This window comes from Paraliobacillus sp. PM-2 (genome assembly GCF_001368815.1).
Lineage (GTDB): Bacteria > Bacillota > Bacilli > Bacillales > Amphibacillaceae > Paraliobacillus.
The window spans coordinates 1,469,761-1,489,060 of the sequence record NZ_CTEI01000001.1 but is presented as its reverse complement, the minus strand read 5'-3'; the positions used below and the strand labels follow the sequence as shown (position 1 = coordinate 1,489,060).

Below are 19,300 nucleotides of genomic sequence, written 5' to 3'. Positions count from 1 at the left end.
GAAGGAGGTTTTTTTAAAATGGCAAATAAAAAGAAATTATCACTTTTTGAAACCTTAAATATAATCGGGCTTATCTTATTTTCAATTGCTGTTTTATATCCCTTTTGGAATACATTTACACTGTCTTTCTCGGACGCTGAACAAGCATCAAACTTAGGTATGAATCTGTGGCCGGAAAATTGGACAGTTGTTGCTTATGAATATATTTTTAATTACAGTGATGTGGGGATTGCTTATTTAAACACGATTTTTCGAACAGTAGTAGGTACAATACTGATTGTTACACTTACGATACTTGCAGCTTATCCACTATCCAGAAGAGATCTTCCTTATCGTAATACGCTTACAATTATATTCCTAATTGCGATGTTCTTCTCTGGTGGCATTATACCTGACTACTTACTAATCAAAAATTTAGGGTTACTAGATTCACGGTTAGCATTAATATTACCGACAGCTGTCAATGTGTTTAACATTATAATTATGCGTAATTACTTTATGACAATTGATAAAGGATTAGAAGAATCGGCATTGATGGATGGGGCTAATTATTTCACTATTTTGTGGAAAATAATTATTCCTTTATCTAAGCCAGTTATAGTAACCATTGCATTGTGGGCAGCTGTATTCCACTGGAATGAATGGTTCCATGCCATGGTATATATCCAAGATGATACTAAAGAAGTACTACAAACGGTTGTGCGAAACATGCTGATTGATGTTGCACCAACAGCAGAAGCCGCCCAAGTTTCAGGGACAGGTCAAAATACTGAATTATTACTAAGTAACGTACGTGCAGCAACTGTCATGGTTTCAATTGGACCAATCGTACTAGTGTATCCATTTGCACAAAAGTACTTTATTAAGGGTATTATGATTGGTTCGTTAAAAGGATAATAATAAAAGGGAGGAAATAACACATGAAGAATAGTAAATTTTTATTTTTATTCATCACTATGTTTGTCACCTTTAGTTTAGTTGCTTGTAGTAATGATAGCACCGAAAGTAGTTCAGAGTCAGATACTGCAGACGAATTACCAGAAGTAGGTGATTTTTCAAAAGAACTCACACTTAATTTATCAGGTTCTTGGACACAAGGTGACATTAAAGATGACAACTGGGTACAACAAAAGATAGAAGAAAAGTTTAATGTAAAAATTGTAAATACTAAAATTGACACATGGAATGCCGATGAAGTATCTCTTGCTATTGCTTCTGGGGATGTACCAGATACATTTTCTTTCACATCAGGTACGTTAACCTCAAAAGAAATGTTTGATGGCGGAGTAACAAGAACAATACCAAAAGAAATGATTGAAACGTATGCACCACGTTACTCGAAAATGCTTGATGAAAACCCACCAGGTTGGCAGATGAATATAGCCGAAGATACAGAAGATGAGTATCTTGCTTTAACTGGTTTACAGTCACATACCAGGGGGATTTTATGGGCGCCAACATTCCGATTAGATTGGTTGGAAAATTTAGGTATTGAACCCCCGGGTGAAATAGAGCCAGTTGGACCGGAAGGTGGACTCGAGCGAATCTACTTTACTGATGAGGCATATACAACAGAAGAAGTTGAAGAGATTTTACACGCATTTACGTTTAATGACCCTGATGGAAATGGTAAAAACGATACGTATGGCTTATTACCTTATAACAACCAGTTGCATTGGATGAATACACTTATGGGTGCACACGGTGTTGCTGCTGGGTATAACTTAATGGAAGATGGAGAGTTAAAAGCAGCAGAAATTTCTAACCGATACAAAGAAGGTTTGAAGCTATTAGCAAAATGGTACGATATGGGGGTTGTCGATCCAGAGTGGACAACATTAGATGTAGAAAAAGCATGGGAAAAATATAAAGTTGGGAATACTGGGTATTTCACTGCACAACGTTCTTATGTAGCAATGGAAGATTGGACGAAGGCACGTGCCCCACAAAATCTAGTTGCAGCAGATGAAGATGTTAAAATCCTTGTTACAGCACCTGAAATTGGTCCAGATGGAGAACAAGGTCAAGGCGCATGGATGCCAGTAACATTACTAGGTGATGCATATCATATTTCTAATGAAGTAACAGACGAAGAATTAGCAAGAATTTTGCAAATTTTTGATTATATTAACCATGATGATGAAGCGCGATGGACATTATATGGTGAAGTCGGTAAACATTCTGAATGGCAAGGCGAACCAAATGAATCAGCTATTCTTACAAAACCTGAATATCCAGCAGAAGAAGGCGATATGGGATTCTGGGCATATAACTTTAGGACATATCCTGGTGAACGTTTGAAATGGTTAACATCAGAATATACATTTAAATTAATGGAGAAATTCTTTGCTAAGCCAGAAGTGGTAGAGAAAATGGCAATTAGACCATATCGCTATGACCTATTTAATGAAACAAATGGTATGGAACTAGACAAACGATATAGCGGGCAGTTAAACACAATCGTAGACGAATTCCGGATGCGTGCCATTGTTGGAGAAATAGACATCGATGAAGAGTGGGATGGTTATGTAGAGAATTGGTTAAATAATGGTGGGCAAGAGATCTTAGATGAGCTTGAAAAAGCGCCAAAAGTAGAAGACTTGTTAGCACAGTAAGAATTCTATGGGAGATTTATAAGCACAATGGTGGGCTTATAAATCTCTCCTATTTTTAAATATATATAAATTTTATATAAAGAGGTGTAGCGTATGGAAACGAAGCTGAAAAATGGAATAACAGATCCGATTGACTTATTCTATCCGCGTCTTGCTGGTTCTATGGCTTATCGGATTCCTTCCATGATTACAACTAAAACAGGAGCAATTATAGCCAGCATTGATGCTAGAATTGTAGATTCACGAGATAACCCGAATAAAATTGAAACTGCAATACGTAGAAGTTTAGATAATGGTGAAAATTGGAGTTCGATTCAAAAGTTAGTGGCATATCCTGGAGAGGGTTTAGATGGAGCTGCTGCGATTGACACAGCTTTATTACAAGATGAAGAAACAGGTACCATATGGCTAACTGTGTGTCACACACCAGGTGGGGTAGGACTATGGAATAGTGATACAGGTATAGGGTTTGATAATAAAGGTAGAAGGGTCTTGTATGACGTAGATCATAATGAATATTATCTCGATGAAAAGGGAAAAGTGTACGATTCCTTAGAAATGGAAACATCCTATTTAGTAGATAGCAAAGGAAATGTATTTGTAAACGGTGTACAAAAAGGGAACATATTCCTAAAACAAGGGGTTGACATGAATGAATCACTGCTTGAAGCGAGGACATCTTTTTTACAAATAATTCGAAGTGATGATGATGGATTGACATGGTCTGATCCAATCGATTTAAATACCCAAGTAAAAGAGCCGTGGATGGCATTTATTGGTGCAGGACCAGGCCGAGGCTTGCAGTTAAAAGAGGGGAAGCATAAAGGTAGGTTACTCTTTCCAATTTACTATTCTAATAAACATAGAAAGATGTCATGTGCACTTATTTATAGTGACGATCACGGGGTGACATGGAAACGTAGTGAGTCCCCAAATGATGGAAGAGCATTCAATGGAGTTACGCTTGATGCGGAGACATTGTCTGAGAAAAATTCAGATCTAACTGAATCACAAATTGTTGAAATGCCAAATGGGGATATCCATGTTTATATGAGAAATCACTCAGGAAAACAACGTATTGCATTAGCAGTAAGTAAAGATGGTGGTAATACTTGGTCTGATGTTAGCTACCATGATGAGCTAATTGATCCTACTTGTCAATCTTCTATTCTTAAATATCCAGATCAAGAGGATGGGAAAACGAGATTGCTATTTTCTAATCCAGCAGATGAACAATACCGTACAAAAGGAACCGTTCGACTTAGCGAAGATGGTGGCAAAACATGGCCGTACGCAAAACAAATCGAACCGACTGGATTTATTTATTCATGTCTTACTGTATTTTCTAATGGGGAAGTTGGTCTCTTATATGAGAAAAGTTCACATGATGATGACAGTATTATAATTAAGTTTATAGCGTTTAATCTTGAATGGCTTAAATCATAAGGCTAATTTTCAAAATAGTGCAAGTGTAATACAACTCCTAATGAGAATGGGGTGATAAACCATGAAGCAATTTTATTTGTCAGAAAATATGTTTCGCGGAATATCACCTGATTTCATTGCATTATACCCAGGTATTAATATAATGCAAAGATGATACATTATCAGAACATACTTTCAAGGCAGCGTTGATTGGATTTATTCAGATTATTCATAAAAAAAGCTAACATACAGATCTCTATTAATAATATTCAGCACCTAAATAAACTTAAAAAAGTTAATTTTCCTATCTCTTTTGGATGGAAATTATTAAAAGAAAAGAGGGAGCTAAAATAATAAATAAATTTGTAGTTAGTAAAGATGATACTATTTATGAAGCTTTTCCATCGCTTGTATTAACAGGAAACAGTCGACTTATATGTGTTTTTGTTGAATGTAATAGTCATTTAGATCGCAAGTTTACGAAAGTGGTATATCAGACAAGCGATGACCGTGGTAGAACATGGAGTGAAAAGCGGGATTTAACAGAGGGAACAACAGGTAAAAATTATTTCTATGATTGTCCAAGTATCTCAAGATTATCAGATGGTCGATTAGTTATTGCAATGAATAAAATCTATTTTAATGAGGATTATCGTAAAGGTTTTTTTCATGAAGCATTAACTTATTTATACATTGGAGATCCAGAAGGTAATAATTGGACGGAACCAATCGAAACGCCAGTAAAAGGAATCGTTCCTGATACCCTTTGTGAATTGAAATCTGGTCGATGGCTATTATCTGCACATCGAAAAAGTAAGGACCATGGCTGCTTAGAACAAATGCTTTGGTTTACAGACAATCAGGGTAAGGATTGGCTTGGTCCGATTACTTTGGCAAGTGTTGAGGGGTTGAATTTGTGTGAGGTATCGATTCTTGAGCTACCAGACGAATTTTTAGTTGCATTTCTTAGGGAAAATACCGGCGAAGGATGGGATTGTTATAAGGCAATATCAAAAGATAATGGAAAGACATGGGAAGGTCCGTATCGTATGCCTATTCCAGGATGCCAAAGACCTGTTGCACGTTTATTACAGAGTGGCAAGATTATGATTACGTATCGCTTTTACCCTGGTGGACCGACAGGATATGGTACGACTCAGAACTTCTTTGCAGCTTGGTTCGATCAGGATGCTGCACTAGAAATAGAACGTAATAAGCAATTTATCCGAGTTCTTCCGATTGATTATGATCCTTCACCAGTAGCTGATAATGGCTATTCTGGTTGGGTACAGTTTGATGATGGGGAAATCTATGTCGTTCAGTATCTTTCTGATGACTCAAACAACTGTCAAATACGGGGATATAGTTTTACAGAGGATGTTTTTGTACATTCATAACCTAGTTTTGATTTATGAAATTAAGAATCAGCAGGTGTTGGAACATAAAGGATGGTGTAAAAATGAATTCAATTTTTAGTAGCGATAGTAAGTTAATGCAGTTTATGGAATGGATAACAAAAATGTTGCACGTTCAAATCTTATGGGTGTTAGGTACTTTGCTTGGACTTGTTATAGGTGGTATATTTCCTGCTACATTTGCAATGTTTGCGATTAATCGAAAGTGGGTTTTAGGACAGGATTTCGCTGTAGGAAAAACTTTTTTTCAAACTTATAAAGAAAACTTTCTGAAAGCAAATGGATTAGGCTTTGGTCTTGGTTTAGTAGGAGCAAGTTTTATATATTATATGAACTTGTTTAGTGCTATTGGTGGAATTACTTCAATTGTGTTAGTAGTGATTACTTTTACCTTTATTCTATTATTTTTAATGACACTGCTCTTTATCATTCCGGTTTATGTTCACTTTAATATTAGCATTCCAGAAGTAGTTAAGCATGCACTAGTTATGTCAATATCAAATCCGTTACATGTCTTACTTATGGTACTCACTTTTATTGGATTTTGGTTTTTAACCGATATGGTTCCAGTTTTACTTCCTTTTATCGGAATTAGTGTATTCACCTATATACTTATGCGAATAGCTATTGCAGCATTTATCAGTGTGGAGAAAAAGATTAATGAACAGCATGTCTGATTGAAACGCGAATGAAAGCCACTAGAATTTTAAAATTTCAAAAAGGGAAGAAATAGTTACTTATGATACTTATGAGGAGTTTCGTTCATATCAGTCTTCAGATTTAACCATTACTAACGAAATCATTTCTTTCCCTTTTTAACGTCCTGTAGAATACTTGGTTGAAAATACATCTATTCCTGTAATTGCCGAAGGGCGAATTCAGACACCGGAGCAGGCTAGAAGAATGTTGGAGATTGGTGCCTGGTCTGTTGTAGTTGGAAGTGCAATTACTAGGCCACAATTAATTACTAAATCATTTACGAAAGGATTAAAAGCGTGACAAAACAATACTGAGCATTTGATATCTCTGAGGATAACAAATCCATCCAACCCATCATTATTAGAAATTGACAGAAGTACTTTAATAATATAAAATTATCTCAAATTCAAGATAATAAAAAGAAATAGATGTAATGAATAATGAATATATAGAGAAATATGAAGAGATTTGTCATTAAATTGTACAATTGAAAAAGCTAGGCTTCCATGTGCAAAACATAAAATTTTTTTAATATAATATCTCGAATTCAGAATATATGACTTTGGAATAAAAAATAATTGAACAACAATCTTTAATACATGTACGAGGAGTGAAGTGAAATGATGAAGAAAACAAGTGGGATTCACCACATTACTGCTATTGTAGGTCATCCGCAAGAAAATGTGGATTTTTATGCTGGTGTTCTAGGTTTACGTTTAGTGAAAAAGACGGTTAACTTTGACGATCCAGGTACATATCATCTCTATTTCGGTGATGAAGGTGGTAAGCCAGGGACGATTATTACATTCTTTCCTTGGGCAGGTGCCCGTCAAGGGGTCATTGGAGATGGGCAAGTTGGCGTTACATCTTATGTCGTTCCAGAAGGCGCATTGGCTTTTTGGGAAAGTCGATTAACAAAATTCAATGTATCTTATACAAAAATAAAACGTTTTGGCGAGGAATACTTGTCGTTTGAAGATCCACATGGGCTTCACTTAGAAATGGTTGAAAGAGAAGAAGGAGAAAAAAATATTTGGGGGTTTGGTGAAGTAACATCAGAATATGCAATTAAAGGATTTGGAGGAGCAACACTTTTATCCAAACTCCCAGAAAAAACGGCAGAATTAATGGAGAAGGTATTAGGTTTTAACAAAGTGGCAGAAGAAGGAGATATGCTGCGTTTTCGATCTTCTAGTGACATTGGAAATGTGGTTGATGTAAAGTTAAGGCCTTCAGGGAATGGAATGATGGGGGCAGGTACGGTTCACCATATTGCATGGAGAGCGATTGATGATAATGATCAATTAGAGTGGCAAAAATATCTTACAGAACATGGATATGGTGTGACGCCTGTGCAAGACAGAAACTATTTTAATTCGATTTACTTTAGAGAACATGGGGAAATCTTATTTGAAATTGCAACAGATCCTCCTGGCTTTGCCCTTGATGAACCTCATGAAAGAATGGGAGAAAGGTTAATGTTACCCACTCGATATGAAAAATACAGAGAAAAATTAGAAGAAAGATTGATTCCAATAAAACTAAGAAAACTTGATAAAAAATGATTTTGAAAGTTTCCATTGATTAGAATGCAAAATCAACAAAAAGCGTACTACAACTAAACCGATTGTACTTAGGAGGATAGATAATGAAGCATGTATTTAATAAAGGAAAAGATCCTAAGAAACCAACGTTACTATTATTACACGGAACCGGTGGGAATGAATTAGATTTATTACCGCTTGCTGAAAGAATAGATGATCAAGCATCTGTTTTAAGTGTTCGTGGAAATATTTCTGAAAATGGCATGCCACGTTTCTTTAAACGATTAGCAGAAGGTGTATTTGATGAAGAGGATTTAATATATCGCACGAATGAATTAAATCAATTTCTTAATGATGCGGCTAAGGATTATAGTTTTGATAGGAATAATATGATAGCGGTTGGCTATTCAAATGGGGCAAACATAGCAGCGAGTTTGTTATTTCATGAGCAGGATGCCTTAAAAGGCGCTATTCTTCATCATCCGATGGTTCCAAGAAGAGGAATTATATTGCCAGATTTAACAGGAAAAGCGATATTTATTGCAGCTGGAACAAATGATCCTATCTGTTCCTCAGAGGAGTCGACAGAGCTGCAATCACTGTTCAGAAACGCGAATGCGAATGTTAAACTACATTGGGAAAACAGTGGACATCAATTAACACATGCAGAGGTAGCTTCTGCTAGTGAATGGTATCGTAGTTTAAATTTTAAAGAATAACAGCGTTTCTTGTTAAAGGGGGAGAGAGCAATGGGTATTAAGAAAATTGTCATTGCACCAGATTCTTTTAAAGAAAGTATGACTGCAAAACAGGCGGCAGAGGCAGTGAAGAGGATTTGAATTAGGTTATCAAGGATCTGTAATCTATGATGTAATTCCAATGGCAGATGGTGGGGAAGGCATAATTCAATCTTTACTGATGTCATTAAATATGACATAGATGACTTTTTCCTCTTTATTTAGCCCCTTAATTACCCACAAACTGTTCGAACTAAAAAATACCTCTTTGAATGGATATCTTACGTATTAAAAACCCCAATTTAATTCGAAATTATCTGAATCTTAGGTTTCTCGAAAGGCTAAAGGGGTTATATAAAAAGAAGACATTTAATGAAAAAGGACAAATCTTTACACCAAGCGTAGTATAAGATTCGTCCTTTTATTTATAGTTATTTAATTTGTAGTATCTGGCATAATCCAAATAACTTCGCAAAGACGTACAAAAAAGGTTGAATCACGTTCTTGAATAACGATGTGATCTGGCTTTGCGTCTCTAACCATACCAGACACACTGCCTCTGGTTGTCTCTATAACTGCATATTTACCTACTAAGGAGCTTGCAGCTGCAAATACAAATGGTTCCACTACCATCACTTGTTTTAATTGATCAGGTGTATTTGGTTGGTTTGGTGAAAACATTTGCATATAAGGGTCGTTCATATTTATTACCTCCGTTAATTTGTTGTTCATACACGTTAGGTTATTCAACGGCAAGACAAATTGCCATAGTCATTCCCCCATTTCATTTCATGTTAGTCATAAAAATAAAAAACCAGTAATTGTACATGTTATAAGAATGATGTGGCATGTTAAAAGAAAAAAACGATTTTATACAAAAAAGCAAGGAGTGGATAGTATGTTATTGATTGGTGCTTTAAGTGCAATTATTGTTCCGTTTATTACGTTAGTCCTATTAAAAATGCCTGCAACAAGAGGAATGACTATTAGTGCACTAGTAGTAATTCTTGTTGCTTATACAGCATGGGGAATGGAAGCGATGGTTATTTTCTCCTCAATTCTTCAAGCAGGGCATAAAACACTGACGATTCTTTGGATCTTATTCGGTGCTATTATTTTATTAAATACATTGCAAAATACCGGAGCTATTACGAGAATCAATCAAGGATTTCAAATTATCTCTGAGGATATGCGAGTACAAGCAGTCATTGTTGCGTTTTTATTTGGATCACTTATTGAAGGCGCTGCGGGTTTCGGCACACCAGCAATGGTTACGGGTCCACTCCTAATTGCTTTAGGATTTAAACCAATTGCAGCAGCAACAACTGCTTTGATAGCTGATAGTACAGCAGTCGCATTTGGAGCAGTTGGAACACCAGTTGCGGTTGGATTAAGTAATATCTCAGGTGCTAGCGTGCCGTTTTTTAATCAAATTGCACGCCAAGCAACATTACTTGATTTATTTGCAGGTACATTTATTCCGTTTATAGTAGTAGTAATTTTAACAACTTTTTTTGGTAAACAAAGTGGATTAAAAGCGACTTTATCGATGTTACCATGGACCTTGTTTATTGGAATTACCTACACAGGTGCTGCATTTATTTTTGCACGTTTATTTGGCCACGAATTTGTTTCTGTTTTAGCATCACTAACCGTTTTAGTGATAGCGACCTTAACAGCTCGAAAAGGTTGGTTATTACCAAAAGATGAATGGAAAGAAGCTAAGAATGAAAATTTTCAAATGGATAAACAAAAATCAAAGATGGGTCTCTTTACAGCTTGGGCACCATATCTTGTCGTCGTACTCTTACTTCTTTTCACTCGTATTATTCCATGGTTAAATACGTTTACCAAAACAGTATTGAATTTATCATGGAATAATATATTAGGAATCGAAGCAATTCATTCAGATTGGTTATTTCTATACTCACCAGGAACGATCTTAACTGTATCAGCTTTGATAGCTCTTGTTATTCAACGTAAATCCTTCCTTACGATAACAAGGGCAGCAAAACAGTCTGTTTCAACGATTAAAGCAACTGTATTTGCTTTATTTGCAACGCTTGCCATGGTACAAGTGTTTAGTAACTCTGGATTGAATATGACTGATATGACGAGCATGCCGCAATATATTGCATTGTCATTTGCGAATAACTTAGGTTCCATTTGGATTTTTGTTGCACCATTTTTAGGTGAACTTGGTTCTTTTATTACAGGAAGTGCAACAGTTTCGACCTTGACATTTGCACCAATTCAATATAGTGTGGCAAGCCAAATCCAATTGGACCATAATGTGGTGTTGGCCTCTCAACTGCTTGGATCTGGTGCCGGGAATATGATTTGTGTTCATAATGTGGTGGCAGCTAGTGCAGTTGTTGGCTTAACAGGAAAAGAAGGCGAAATTATTCAAAAAACATTAGTACCTGCCATCATTTATGGTGTATTGATCGGAATAGCAGGATTTGTTGCAATTCAGTTATTGTAAAAAGGATTCATGGTTATTAGAGTCTTTATCGATTATTTCAGAACAAGAAAAAGAAGGTAAATGTTCTGTAAGTATAGAATGATTTTATGAAAAATAATATAATTGTAAAATTAGGATGGATAAATGTATTTCATGCATTTACAAGGGAAAAGGAATGACGAAGCTTCAAATGGAGAGGAGAATCGGTATGTCATTCAGGTTTATACACGCTGCTGACATCCACTTAGATAGTCCACTAAAGGGCTTGGAAAAGTATGAAGGAGCTCCAGTAGAAGAAATAAGAAATGCGACGAGAGAAGCGCTAAAAAACTTAGTTACTCTAGCAATAGAGAAGGAAGTTGCCTTTCTGATTATTGCTGGTGATTTATATGATGGGGATTGGAAAGATTATAATACAGGTTTGTTTTTTGTGAGCCAGATGACGCGTCTGAAGCAAGCAGGTATTAAAGTATATATGATTCGTGGAAATCATGATGCGCAAAGTATTATCACAAAAGAGCTAAATCTACCAGATAATGTAATAGAATTTTCTGTTAATCAAGCCATAACGGAAGTAGATGAGGAATGTAAAGTTGCTTTACATGGACAAGGTTTTATGACACGCTCTGTAACTGAAAACCTTGCTAAAGATTATCCTCAGAAATTAGATGGATATTTAAACATTGGTATTTTACACACAAGTGCCACTGGACGGGAGGGTCACGAAAATTATGCTCCTTGTTCTGTTGAGGAACTGGTTGCTAAAGGATATGATTATTGGGCATTAGGCCATATTCATTTGCGAGAAGTATTACACGATAATGATCCAGTTATTTTGTTCCCTGGCAATATTCAAGGAAGACATATTCGTGAGCCAGGAGATAAAGGATGTACCATTGTAGATGTAGAAAATGGACAAATCGTTTCTTATGCACATCATTCTTTGGATGTCATACGTTGGGAAGTTTGTAAAGTAGATGTATCTTTTGCTGAGACAATGGATGATGTGATGGAGGAAGCAAGGATGCAACTTGAGCAATTGCAACAACAAGCTGACGGAAGATTTTTAGCTGTTCGTTTTCAGTTAACAGGTGCAAGTTCAATGCATAACCAATTAATCGTAAATAAAGAGTATGTGATGAATAATCTTCGTTCCCTGGCGATGACAATAGGTGATGTGTGGGTAGAAAAAGTAAAGTTCCATACGACACGTTTAATTGATTTGGATCAATTAAAGGAACAACATACGCCTGTCGCAACAATTTTAGAGTTTCTTGAGAACGTGAAAGAGGATGAAGAAACGTTACAATTGTTGCTTGAGGAATTCAAGGACATCCATCATGCCTTACCATATGAATTAAAGCGTGGGGAAGATGGGTTTCATTTCACTGATCCATTATCGATAAAAGATAGATTACAAGAGGTAGAGGATTTAATTTTATATCATTTTCAAACGAAAGAAGGTGTTGGAAAATGAGGTTTGATCATTTAAATCTACAAGCATTTGGGCATTTTACAAATTTTGAACTTCCTTTTGATAGTGAAAAAAACATCCATATTCTTTATGGTCGAAATGAGGCAGGTAAAAGTACCATTCTTCGTTCGGTATCTAACCTATTGTATGGTTTCCCGCAACAAACAACAGATTCCTTTCTTCACAGTAATCAAAAATTACGGATTGGAGGACAGCTTAGAAAAAGAGACGGGGAAACATTAGTTTTCTATCGTAGAAAAGGCCGAAAGAACACAGTGCTTGATAGCGATAATCAACCATTGAATGAAAAAGAAGTAGAAAAGTTTCTTAATGGCATAAGTGAACAACAATTTTCCAATATGTTTGCCCTTGATCATGTTAGATTGCGTCAAGGTGGCGAAAGTCTGTTTCAGAGCGATGGAAATGTTGGGGAAAGTTTATTTTCTGCAGCATCGGGAATTAGTGAGCTTCGTGAAGTACTAGAAGAATTGGATAATACCGCTAGAAGTATTTATCTAAAAAGCGGTTCAAAACCAAGGATTAATCAAGCGATAAAGAAAGAAAAAGAACTAACGAAACAAATCACGGAAAGTCAGTTGAAAGTCCAGGAATGGAAAGCATTAGAGCAAAGCTATTTAGATGGAGAAAGACAAATAGAAGAGATAAAAGAAGAAGTAAAGAATGTAGGAATAGAAGAAACAAAATACCGTCGATTAAAACAAACATTACCAAAGATTGCACTTCGCCACAAAACAATCGAAAAATTATATGAATTAAGCGATACACCAGATCTTCCTGATCATGCGGAACAAGATAAAAAAGCAGCCTTGCAGCAAAAGGAAAGTGCTCAACAAAATTGGAAAACAGTAGAAGGAAAAATAAATAATATCCAGCAAGATATAGAGAATCTTTCTATTCCAACGGAGATACTTAATCAAGAAATGCGAATTGAAGAGCTTTATCGACAACTAGATGGTTACCAACATAATAGTGAGCAGTTACCAAGTTTAGAAGGAAAACAGCGTCAGCTTGAGCAACAAGTTCTTTCTGCATTAAAAGAAATAGACGCAAAGCATACTCGTTTAGAAAATATTGAGCAGTATCGCATTTCTGCTGTAGATAAGAAAGCAATTCGAGAACTAAGCGAGCAATATCCACTCCTGGAACAAGAGAGCAAGAATTCAGAGAAAGAAGTTGCCGACATAAAGAAGGAGCTCCAAAAGCAAAACGAACGATTGGCGCAACTTGATGAATCGGTTGATGTTACATCATTGGAAAGTGCCATAAATAAAGTGAAAGAAGAAGGGAAAATAGAAACACAACTTCATGAAAAACAACTAGAATTAGTCCAATTGGAGCAAGAAATCAACACCTTAATTGATCGTCTTTCGCTTTGGAATGGAACGAGTGATGAGCTCACGCAATTACAAATACCAAACTTAAAAAACACCATTAAGAAATATGAGCAAAAGGAGCAAGCGCTCACCCAAGAATTGCAGCAAATTAAACAAAAAATATCCGAGGGGAATAAGTCAATAGAAGTAAATGAAAAACGGATACGAGAACTGGAATCATTGGCTGATATTCCAACAGAAAAACTCTTGCAAGACTTAAGGCAGCATCGAGATAAAGGGTGGTTGATTATTCGAGATAGACTAAACAATCAATCTGTCGAAGATCAAGATCTTCAAGCATTTACCCAAGGTCTTCCACTAGATTTAGCTTTTGAAAAAAGTATAGGTAAAGCAGATGATACGGCTGATCTGATGCGAAGAGAGGCAGAAAAGCTGGGAGAGAAAAATAAGCTTATTGCTGATATAGAAGTGACTAGAGCAAAGGTAGATGGTTTAGAAAAGGAATATGCTAGCATAGAAGAAAAACAAAAAGCTTGGCATGAAAAATGGAAAAATGAATGGCGACCAGCTAAGATTGATCCGTTGACACCTAGTGAAATGATTGAATGGATGGAAAAATATGAATATATTCTTTCGTTAATTTTTAATAAACAAAAGTTAGAACAAGAGGTTACTAGGTTAGTAGAGAAACGTGATACATGTAGAAAGTTATTACAATCTTCTTTACAAGCCCTCATTACATTATCTAAAGATTTGACATTAGCTGAGTTGCTAGATAAAGCGGAAGAAATAAGAAAACAGGTAACTAAAAAAGAGAATGACAGGGTTAATCTACAAGATAGAAAAAAAGATTTAAAAGAGAAATTGGATCATGCGAAGGAAAGACAAGATAATGCGATTACGCAGATTGAACAATGGCATGAAGCGTGGGTAAATATATTAGATGGAGTCCCGATCTCCGTAACAACAATGCCAACTATCGCACCAGATCTTCTAGAAACATTTGAAGCTGCTGTGCAACAGTATGAAGAATTGCAGCAAAACGAAGAAATAATTAAACAAACAAAAAATCAGGTGGAAAACTTCCGACAAAAAGTTTTAGAACTTAAGCAGGCTCTACCGCAGTCATTTATGGATATGTCAATAGAGATGATTGTTGTAACAGCATATAAAGAGTTAAATAATGCAAAACAGGATAAAGTGAATTTGGAAAATTTAACCGCAAGAAAACAAGAACTACAACAAGAGAAAAGAACAGAAGAAAGTATTATTAAAAAGGCAAACGAAACGTTAAGCCAATTGATGCAACAAGCAGGCTGTGACACATTAGAAGAACTAGAACAAATAGAAGAAGCATTTAAACAAAAACAATCGGAACATGAAAAATTAGCACGGAGAGAAGAAGAGATAGTAGAAGTGGGCGATGGTTTAACGTTAGAACAATTACTTGAAGAAGCAAAAACTGTCGATCATGATGCAATAGATTACCATTTAGAGGAAATAAGTAAAAAGAAACAGGAGTTAGATAAAACTAGATCTGATCTTGAACAAAGCCATGGTGTAGTGAAACAAGAATATAAAGACAAGATAGCAGGAGCCAATTCTGCTGCAGTTCAAGCTGCAGAGGAGAAGGAGAGTGTATTAGCTAATATCACAAAGCTAACAGATCAATATGTCAACCATAAGTTAGCTTCCTTATTGTTGCAAAAAGGAATAGAATATTATCGCGAAAAGAATCAAAGTCCAATTATGAGTCGAGCAAGTGAACTATTTAGGAGATTAACTCTTGATTCTTTTGATGGCATTATCGTCGACTTTGATGAAAAAGATCAACCCGTAATGATGGGGATTCGTAATGATGAAAAAATCAAGATAGCCGGAATGAGTGATGGAACAACAGATCAACTATATTTGGCACTTCGGATAGCAAGTATTGAAAAATACGTTTCAGAAAATGAGCCGATCCCTTTTATTGTTGATGATATTCTTGTTCATTTTGATGATGCACGTGCAAAGGAAACGTTAAAGATCTTAGTAGGGTTATCCCATCAAACCCAAGTTATATTTTTTACACATCACGAGAGACTCGTAGAATTAATGCGTGACATAGTTGCCGAAAACTTATTTGAATCCATTGAACTTAACAACAGCAAACAAAGTGTATTCATGTAAATGTTTGATGGATTAAAAAAAGAGTAGAAGTTTAACTTCATAAGGAAGTAAACTTCTACTTTTTTATACCAATAGCGAACAATTAGCAAACAAGTATATTTGGCTCTATACTAAATGTGGTGGTGCCCCCTTGATCTTTCAAGGCATCAATAGAAGCAAAAAAATACACGCATTCCCCTCTCTTTTGTTACCCTAAAGTTGTAGACAAAAAGGAAAAGGAGAGGGAAAGCGTGCAAAACAATTTTATCATAGAAATGTTAGGGATTAAGACAAGCATATAGATATTTGGGATATGCGTAGTGAATCAGATGCCTTTTATGTAAAGTTAATTACAGCGGTTAAGAAACAACAATGCCCGATCTGTAAAAAGAAAACAAAGCGTGTTCATAATTATCGTACCCAGCATATTCAAGGGCCTATTATTTCAAATAAACCAGGCCATCATACATTCTACGAAAAACTTGACATGGTGGAAAGATATCAACGAAGTACACGGTCCATTCAAACAACTGCGCTAACTTATACGGCAGTGTATTGGGCACTAGATGAAGTAAGGCGTGAAGTGCAACGAACGTTAGATAAGAAGGCTCGCATTCGTATGAAACGAAGTAAAAAATTACTTTGGAAGTCCAGCTATAAATTGACCGAAGAAGAACAAGAAAAAGTAAAGCAATTACTCAAAATAGATGTCCGATTAGATGAAGCATACCAATTGAAGAACAAGCTTGATCAGTGGTTTAAAGAAAGTGATGAAAAGACTGCCAAAGAAGGATTAGAGACATGTCTGAAAGAAATGAGGATGTCAAATATTGAATCCTTTCACAAGGTCGTGAAGACATTTAAACGTTGGAAACAAGAGATCCTTCAATCTTTTATGTACCCCTTTAATAATGGATACATCGAGGGTGTGAACAACACGATAAAAGTGACGAAACGCATGTCTTATGGAATTAAGAGTTTTGAGCGTTTGAAAAAGAAAATACTATGGCGACAAGAGATAAGAAAAGTTTTATTATAAAAGCGCCTTAGCAGAGGAAATATGCGAGACTCCTGCGGGAACAGCACGAGTCCGAAGCTAACTTGGTAAAGTGAATTTCTTTACCAAGTTAGCTTCGGCCGTGCCCGCGGAAAGCGAGTGTATTTCCCCTGCGGTTTAGGTACAAGCATTGCTTATAATAAACGTTTTATAAAAGAGATGCTGGAGCGAGAACCACACCACCACATTTGACAGAGAACCGTATATTTCCCGAGAAATAATTGACTAGATCTAACAAGTATATTATCATGCTATCATATTTTATGTTTGAATATTCTTTCATTTCGGATGAAAGAGAAATATAGGGATACATATTATATTTGGAATGTAGCTGCTGTTCCTAGAGTTCTTTTAAAGGGGAGATGTTATAATGAAACACTTACAAAAGAGAATTGAAAGACATATAGAGACCATAGCAACGTTTACTTCAACACCTGGAAAAGGAACAAGCCGTCTTACTTACAGTAAAGAGGATTTGCAAGCCCGAAATTATATTAAAGAACAAATGAAGGCATCAGGTCTGAATGTTAAAGAAGATGGATTAGGTAATATCTTTGGTAAATTAGTTGGTAGTAATCCAGACGCTCCGAGTGTGATGATTGGTTCACACTTTGATTCCGTACCAAATGGTGGCTCCTATGATGGACCAGCAGGAGTGGTGGCTGCGCTTGAAGTTGCCAATCTATTTTACCAGCACAATATAAAACCAACCTATCCATTGGAAATCGTTGCATTAGTGGAAGAAGAAGGTTCTCGCTTTGGTGGTGGATTAATGGGATCCAGAGGAATAACCGGACAATTAAGTGAAGAGGAATTCAGTCAGTTAAAAGATAAGAATGGCATATCGCCGAAAGAAGCCATGCAATCAATTGGGTTAGATCCTTCGCTTCCTAAAGTAAGAGACCCTAAAACGATGAAGGCTTTTCTAGAATTGCATATTGAGCAAGGGCCTGTTTTAGAAGAAAAAAATATACCAATTGGTGTAGTAGAATCCATTGTGGGGCAAGCCGAATATCATATCACTGTAAAAGGCCAGGCTGGTCATGCTGGAACAACACCGATGAATAAGCGATCTGATGCATTGGTTACAGCAACTAAGATTATTAGTGAATTACCTAGTTTTGCGATTGCAGAAGGAAATGGAACAGTTTTAACAACAGGAAAGTTAAATGTTTTTCCAAATGGGGCCAATGTTATTCCAGACAAGGTGATCTTTACAGTGGATATTCGTTCCGGTAAAGAAGAAAATGTACAGCATGTGATTGAACAAATGCAACAAAGTGTTGAGGCTCACCAGGGTAATGGAATTGAAATCGATATAGAAGAAAAATTATATGTTCAACCAAAAGCGCTTAGTGAAACGATCCGATCACTGCTAAAAGAGAAAAGCGAGAATAAAGATATCTCCTACTGTTCCATTAATAGTGGAGCAGGTCATGATGCGATGGTCTTTTCTGATTTTACTGAAGTGGGGATGCTATTTATTCCAAGTAAAGCGGGTTTGAGTCATTGTCCTGAGGAATGGTCTGATGCCGCAGATATTGCAAATGCAGTAGAAATTTTCTATCAGACAGCGAAGCAATTAACAGAGGCAGAAGAATAAAGATTAATCGAAAATGAATGTACAAACCAGAAAGCAATTCATATTGCTATTCCATTATTGATCAATAGTAAGTCTAGATTCTTATGAGTAAATGAAACTTATGCTCAGATATTTCGTAGTGAGTAGTAGGTCTAAATTTAAAATGAAAAGTGATTAGAATATCTGATTTACTTTTTCCTAAGGAGATGATATTGAATGGAATGGAAAGATAGCAATGAATATGTAGAAGTAATTAATGCCGAAGAACTACTTACTGCTTTAAATAATAAGGAATCTTATATTATTGTTAAAGAAGAATATAAGAAGGAATTCCTAGAAAATACAGAGCTCCCCTTTACTGAAAAAGAGCTTATGGGATTGCAACTCGGATCACATGGTGGTGCAGCAATTGGTGGAGGAATTATTTTTGCTATCATTAATTTCTTTAGCAAAGGAAGCAAGCAACAAAAGAAAATTGATAGTAAAATGCGTAACTATATCTTAAAAGGCTGGAAAGACAATGAGCTCCTACTTTATTTGCGGCAATTAGACTATTAAAGGTTGAGTGTGTGTCCTCTAGACTTAAAAGAAAACTTTTTGAAAAGCAATTATATAAATAAAAAAATAAACAGGACCAGTTGAAAATTTAATAAAGACGTTGGTTTTGGTGTCCGTTGGGCGCCATTTTTTTGTATTCTATTATAATAGATAAAATCCGGTTTTTTTAATGCCGAATTTTATCATTTCCGTTATAGTAAAAATACAAGGATGATTCTGGTTTG

General features: G+C 35.9%; 15 protein-coding genes and 1 pseudogene. 15 read left to right on the top strand and 1 reads right to left on the bottom strand.

Annotated elements, in window-relative coordinates:
• Positions 1-18: 18 nt before the first annotated feature.
• From BN1058_RS07030 to BN1058_RS06990, 9 genes and pseudogenes are all read left to right on the top strand, one after another.
• On the top strand, positions 19-897 hold the full coding sequence (locus tag BN1058_RS07030) for a carbohydrate ABC transporter permease (protein WP_090854875.1): 879 nt from the start codon (positions 19-21) through the stop codon (positions 895-897).
• Between the two features lie 23 nt (positions 898-920).
• Positions 921-2,615, top strand: coding sequence for a type 2 periplasmic-binding domain-containing protein (locus tag BN1058_RS07025; protein ID WP_090854872.1), 1,695 nt, complete (start codon positions 921-923; stop codon positions 2,613-2,615).
• 93 nt (positions 2,616-2,708) lie between these two features.
• On the top strand, positions 2,709-4,061 hold the full coding sequence (locus BN1058_RS07020) for a sialidase family protein (RefSeq protein WP_090854869.1): 1,353 nt from the start codon (positions 2,709-2,711) through the stop codon (positions 4,059-4,061).
• Positions 4,062-4,357: 296 nt separating this feature from the next.
• On the top strand, positions 4,358-5,437 hold the full coding sequence (locus BN1058_RS07015) for a sialidase family protein (RefSeq protein ID WP_090854865.1): 1,080 nt from the start codon (positions 4,358-4,360) through the stop codon (positions 5,435-5,437).
• Between the two features lie 62 nt (positions 5,438-5,499).
• Positions 5,500-6,132 carry a YesL family protein gene (locus BN1058_RS07010; RefSeq protein ID WP_176694457.1) on the top strand — a complete coding sequence of 211 codons (633 nt, stop codon included), beginning with the start codon at positions 5,500-5,502 and terminating at the stop codon, positions 6,130-6,132.
• 157 nt (positions 6,133-6,289) lie between these two features.
• The gene (locus BN1058_RS07005) at positions 6,290-6,454 is read left to right on the top strand and encodes a tRNA-dihydrouridine synthase (RefSeq protein ID WP_090854859.1); all 165 of its coding nucleotides are present in this window, start codon (positions 6,290-6,292) and stop codon (positions 6,452-6,454) included.
• Between the two features lie 320 nt (positions 6,455-6,774).
• The gene (locus tag BN1058_RS07000) at positions 6,775-7,719 is read left to right on the top strand and encodes a ring-cleaving dioxygenase (RefSeq protein ID WP_090854855.1); all 945 of its coding nucleotides are present in this window, start codon (positions 6,775-6,777) and stop codon (positions 7,717-7,719) included.
• A gap of 83 nt (positions 7,720-7,802) precedes the next feature.
• The gene (locus tag BN1058_RS06995; protein ID WP_090854852.1) at positions 7,803-8,417 is read left to right on the top strand and encodes an alpha/beta hydrolase; all 615 of its coding nucleotides are present in this window, start codon (positions 7,803-7,805) and stop codon (positions 8,415-8,417) included.
• A 30-nt stretch (positions 8,418-8,447) separates the two neighbouring features.
• Positions 8,448-8,628, top strand: a pseudogene (locus BN1058_RS06990) (glycerate kinase); the annotation flags it as partial.
• A gap of 242 nt (positions 8,629-8,870) precedes the next feature.
• Here the strand turns inward: BN1058_RS06990 and BN1058_RS06985 are convergent.
• Entirely contained in the window at positions 8,871-9,137 is a 267-nt protein-coding gene (locus BN1058_RS06985) for a YuzF family protein (protein ID WP_255307017.1), read from the bottom strand.
• A 196-nt stretch (positions 9,138-9,333) separates the two neighbouring features.
• Between BN1058_RS06985 and BN1058_RS06980 the strand changes: the two genes are divergently transcribed.
• The 6 genes from BN1058_RS06980 to BN1058_RS06955 all read left to right on the top strand — a co-directional run bounded on the left by BN1058_RS06980 (position 9,334) and on the right by BN1058_RS06955 (position 19,076).
• Positions 9,334-10,920 carry an L-lactate permease gene (locus tag BN1058_RS06980; protein WP_090854847.1) on the top strand — a complete coding sequence of 529 codons (1,587 nt, stop codon included), beginning with the start codon at positions 9,334-9,336 and terminating at the stop codon, positions 10,918-10,920.
• Positions 10,921-11,107: 187 nt separating this feature from the next.
• Complete coding sequence (locus tag BN1058_RS06975) at positions 11,108-12,376, top strand: metallophosphoesterase family protein (protein WP_090854842.1); 1,269 nt, start codon at positions 11,108-11,110, stop codon at positions 12,374-12,376.
• On the top strand, positions 12,373-15,900 hold the full coding sequence (locus tag BN1058_RS06970; protein ID WP_090854839.1) for a YhaN family protein: 3,528 nt from the start codon (positions 12,373-12,375) through the stop codon (positions 15,898-15,900). Before BN1058_RS06975 ends, BN1058_RS06970 begins: the two co-directional genes overlap by 4 nt.
• A 292-nt stretch (positions 15,901-16,192) precedes the next feature.
• Positions 16,193-16,918, top strand: coding sequence for a transposase (locus tag BN1058_RS06965; protein ID WP_255307016.1), 726 nt, complete (start codon positions 16,193-16,195; stop codon positions 16,916-16,918).
• Between the two features lie 388 nt (positions 16,919-17,306).
• Positions 17,307-18,539, top strand: a complete 1,233-nt coding sequence (locus BN1058_RS06960; protein WP_090854836.1) for a Zn-dependent hydrolase — start codon at positions 17,307-17,309, stop codon at positions 18,537-18,539.
• Positions 18,540-18,734: 195 nt separating this feature from the next.
• Positions 18,735-19,076 (top strand): hypothetical protein, encoded by a 342-nt coding sequence (locus BN1058_RS06955; protein WP_090854831.1) that lies wholly within the window; start codon positions 18,735-18,737, stop codon positions 19,074-19,076.
• Positions 19,077-19,300 lie beyond the last annotated feature (224 nt).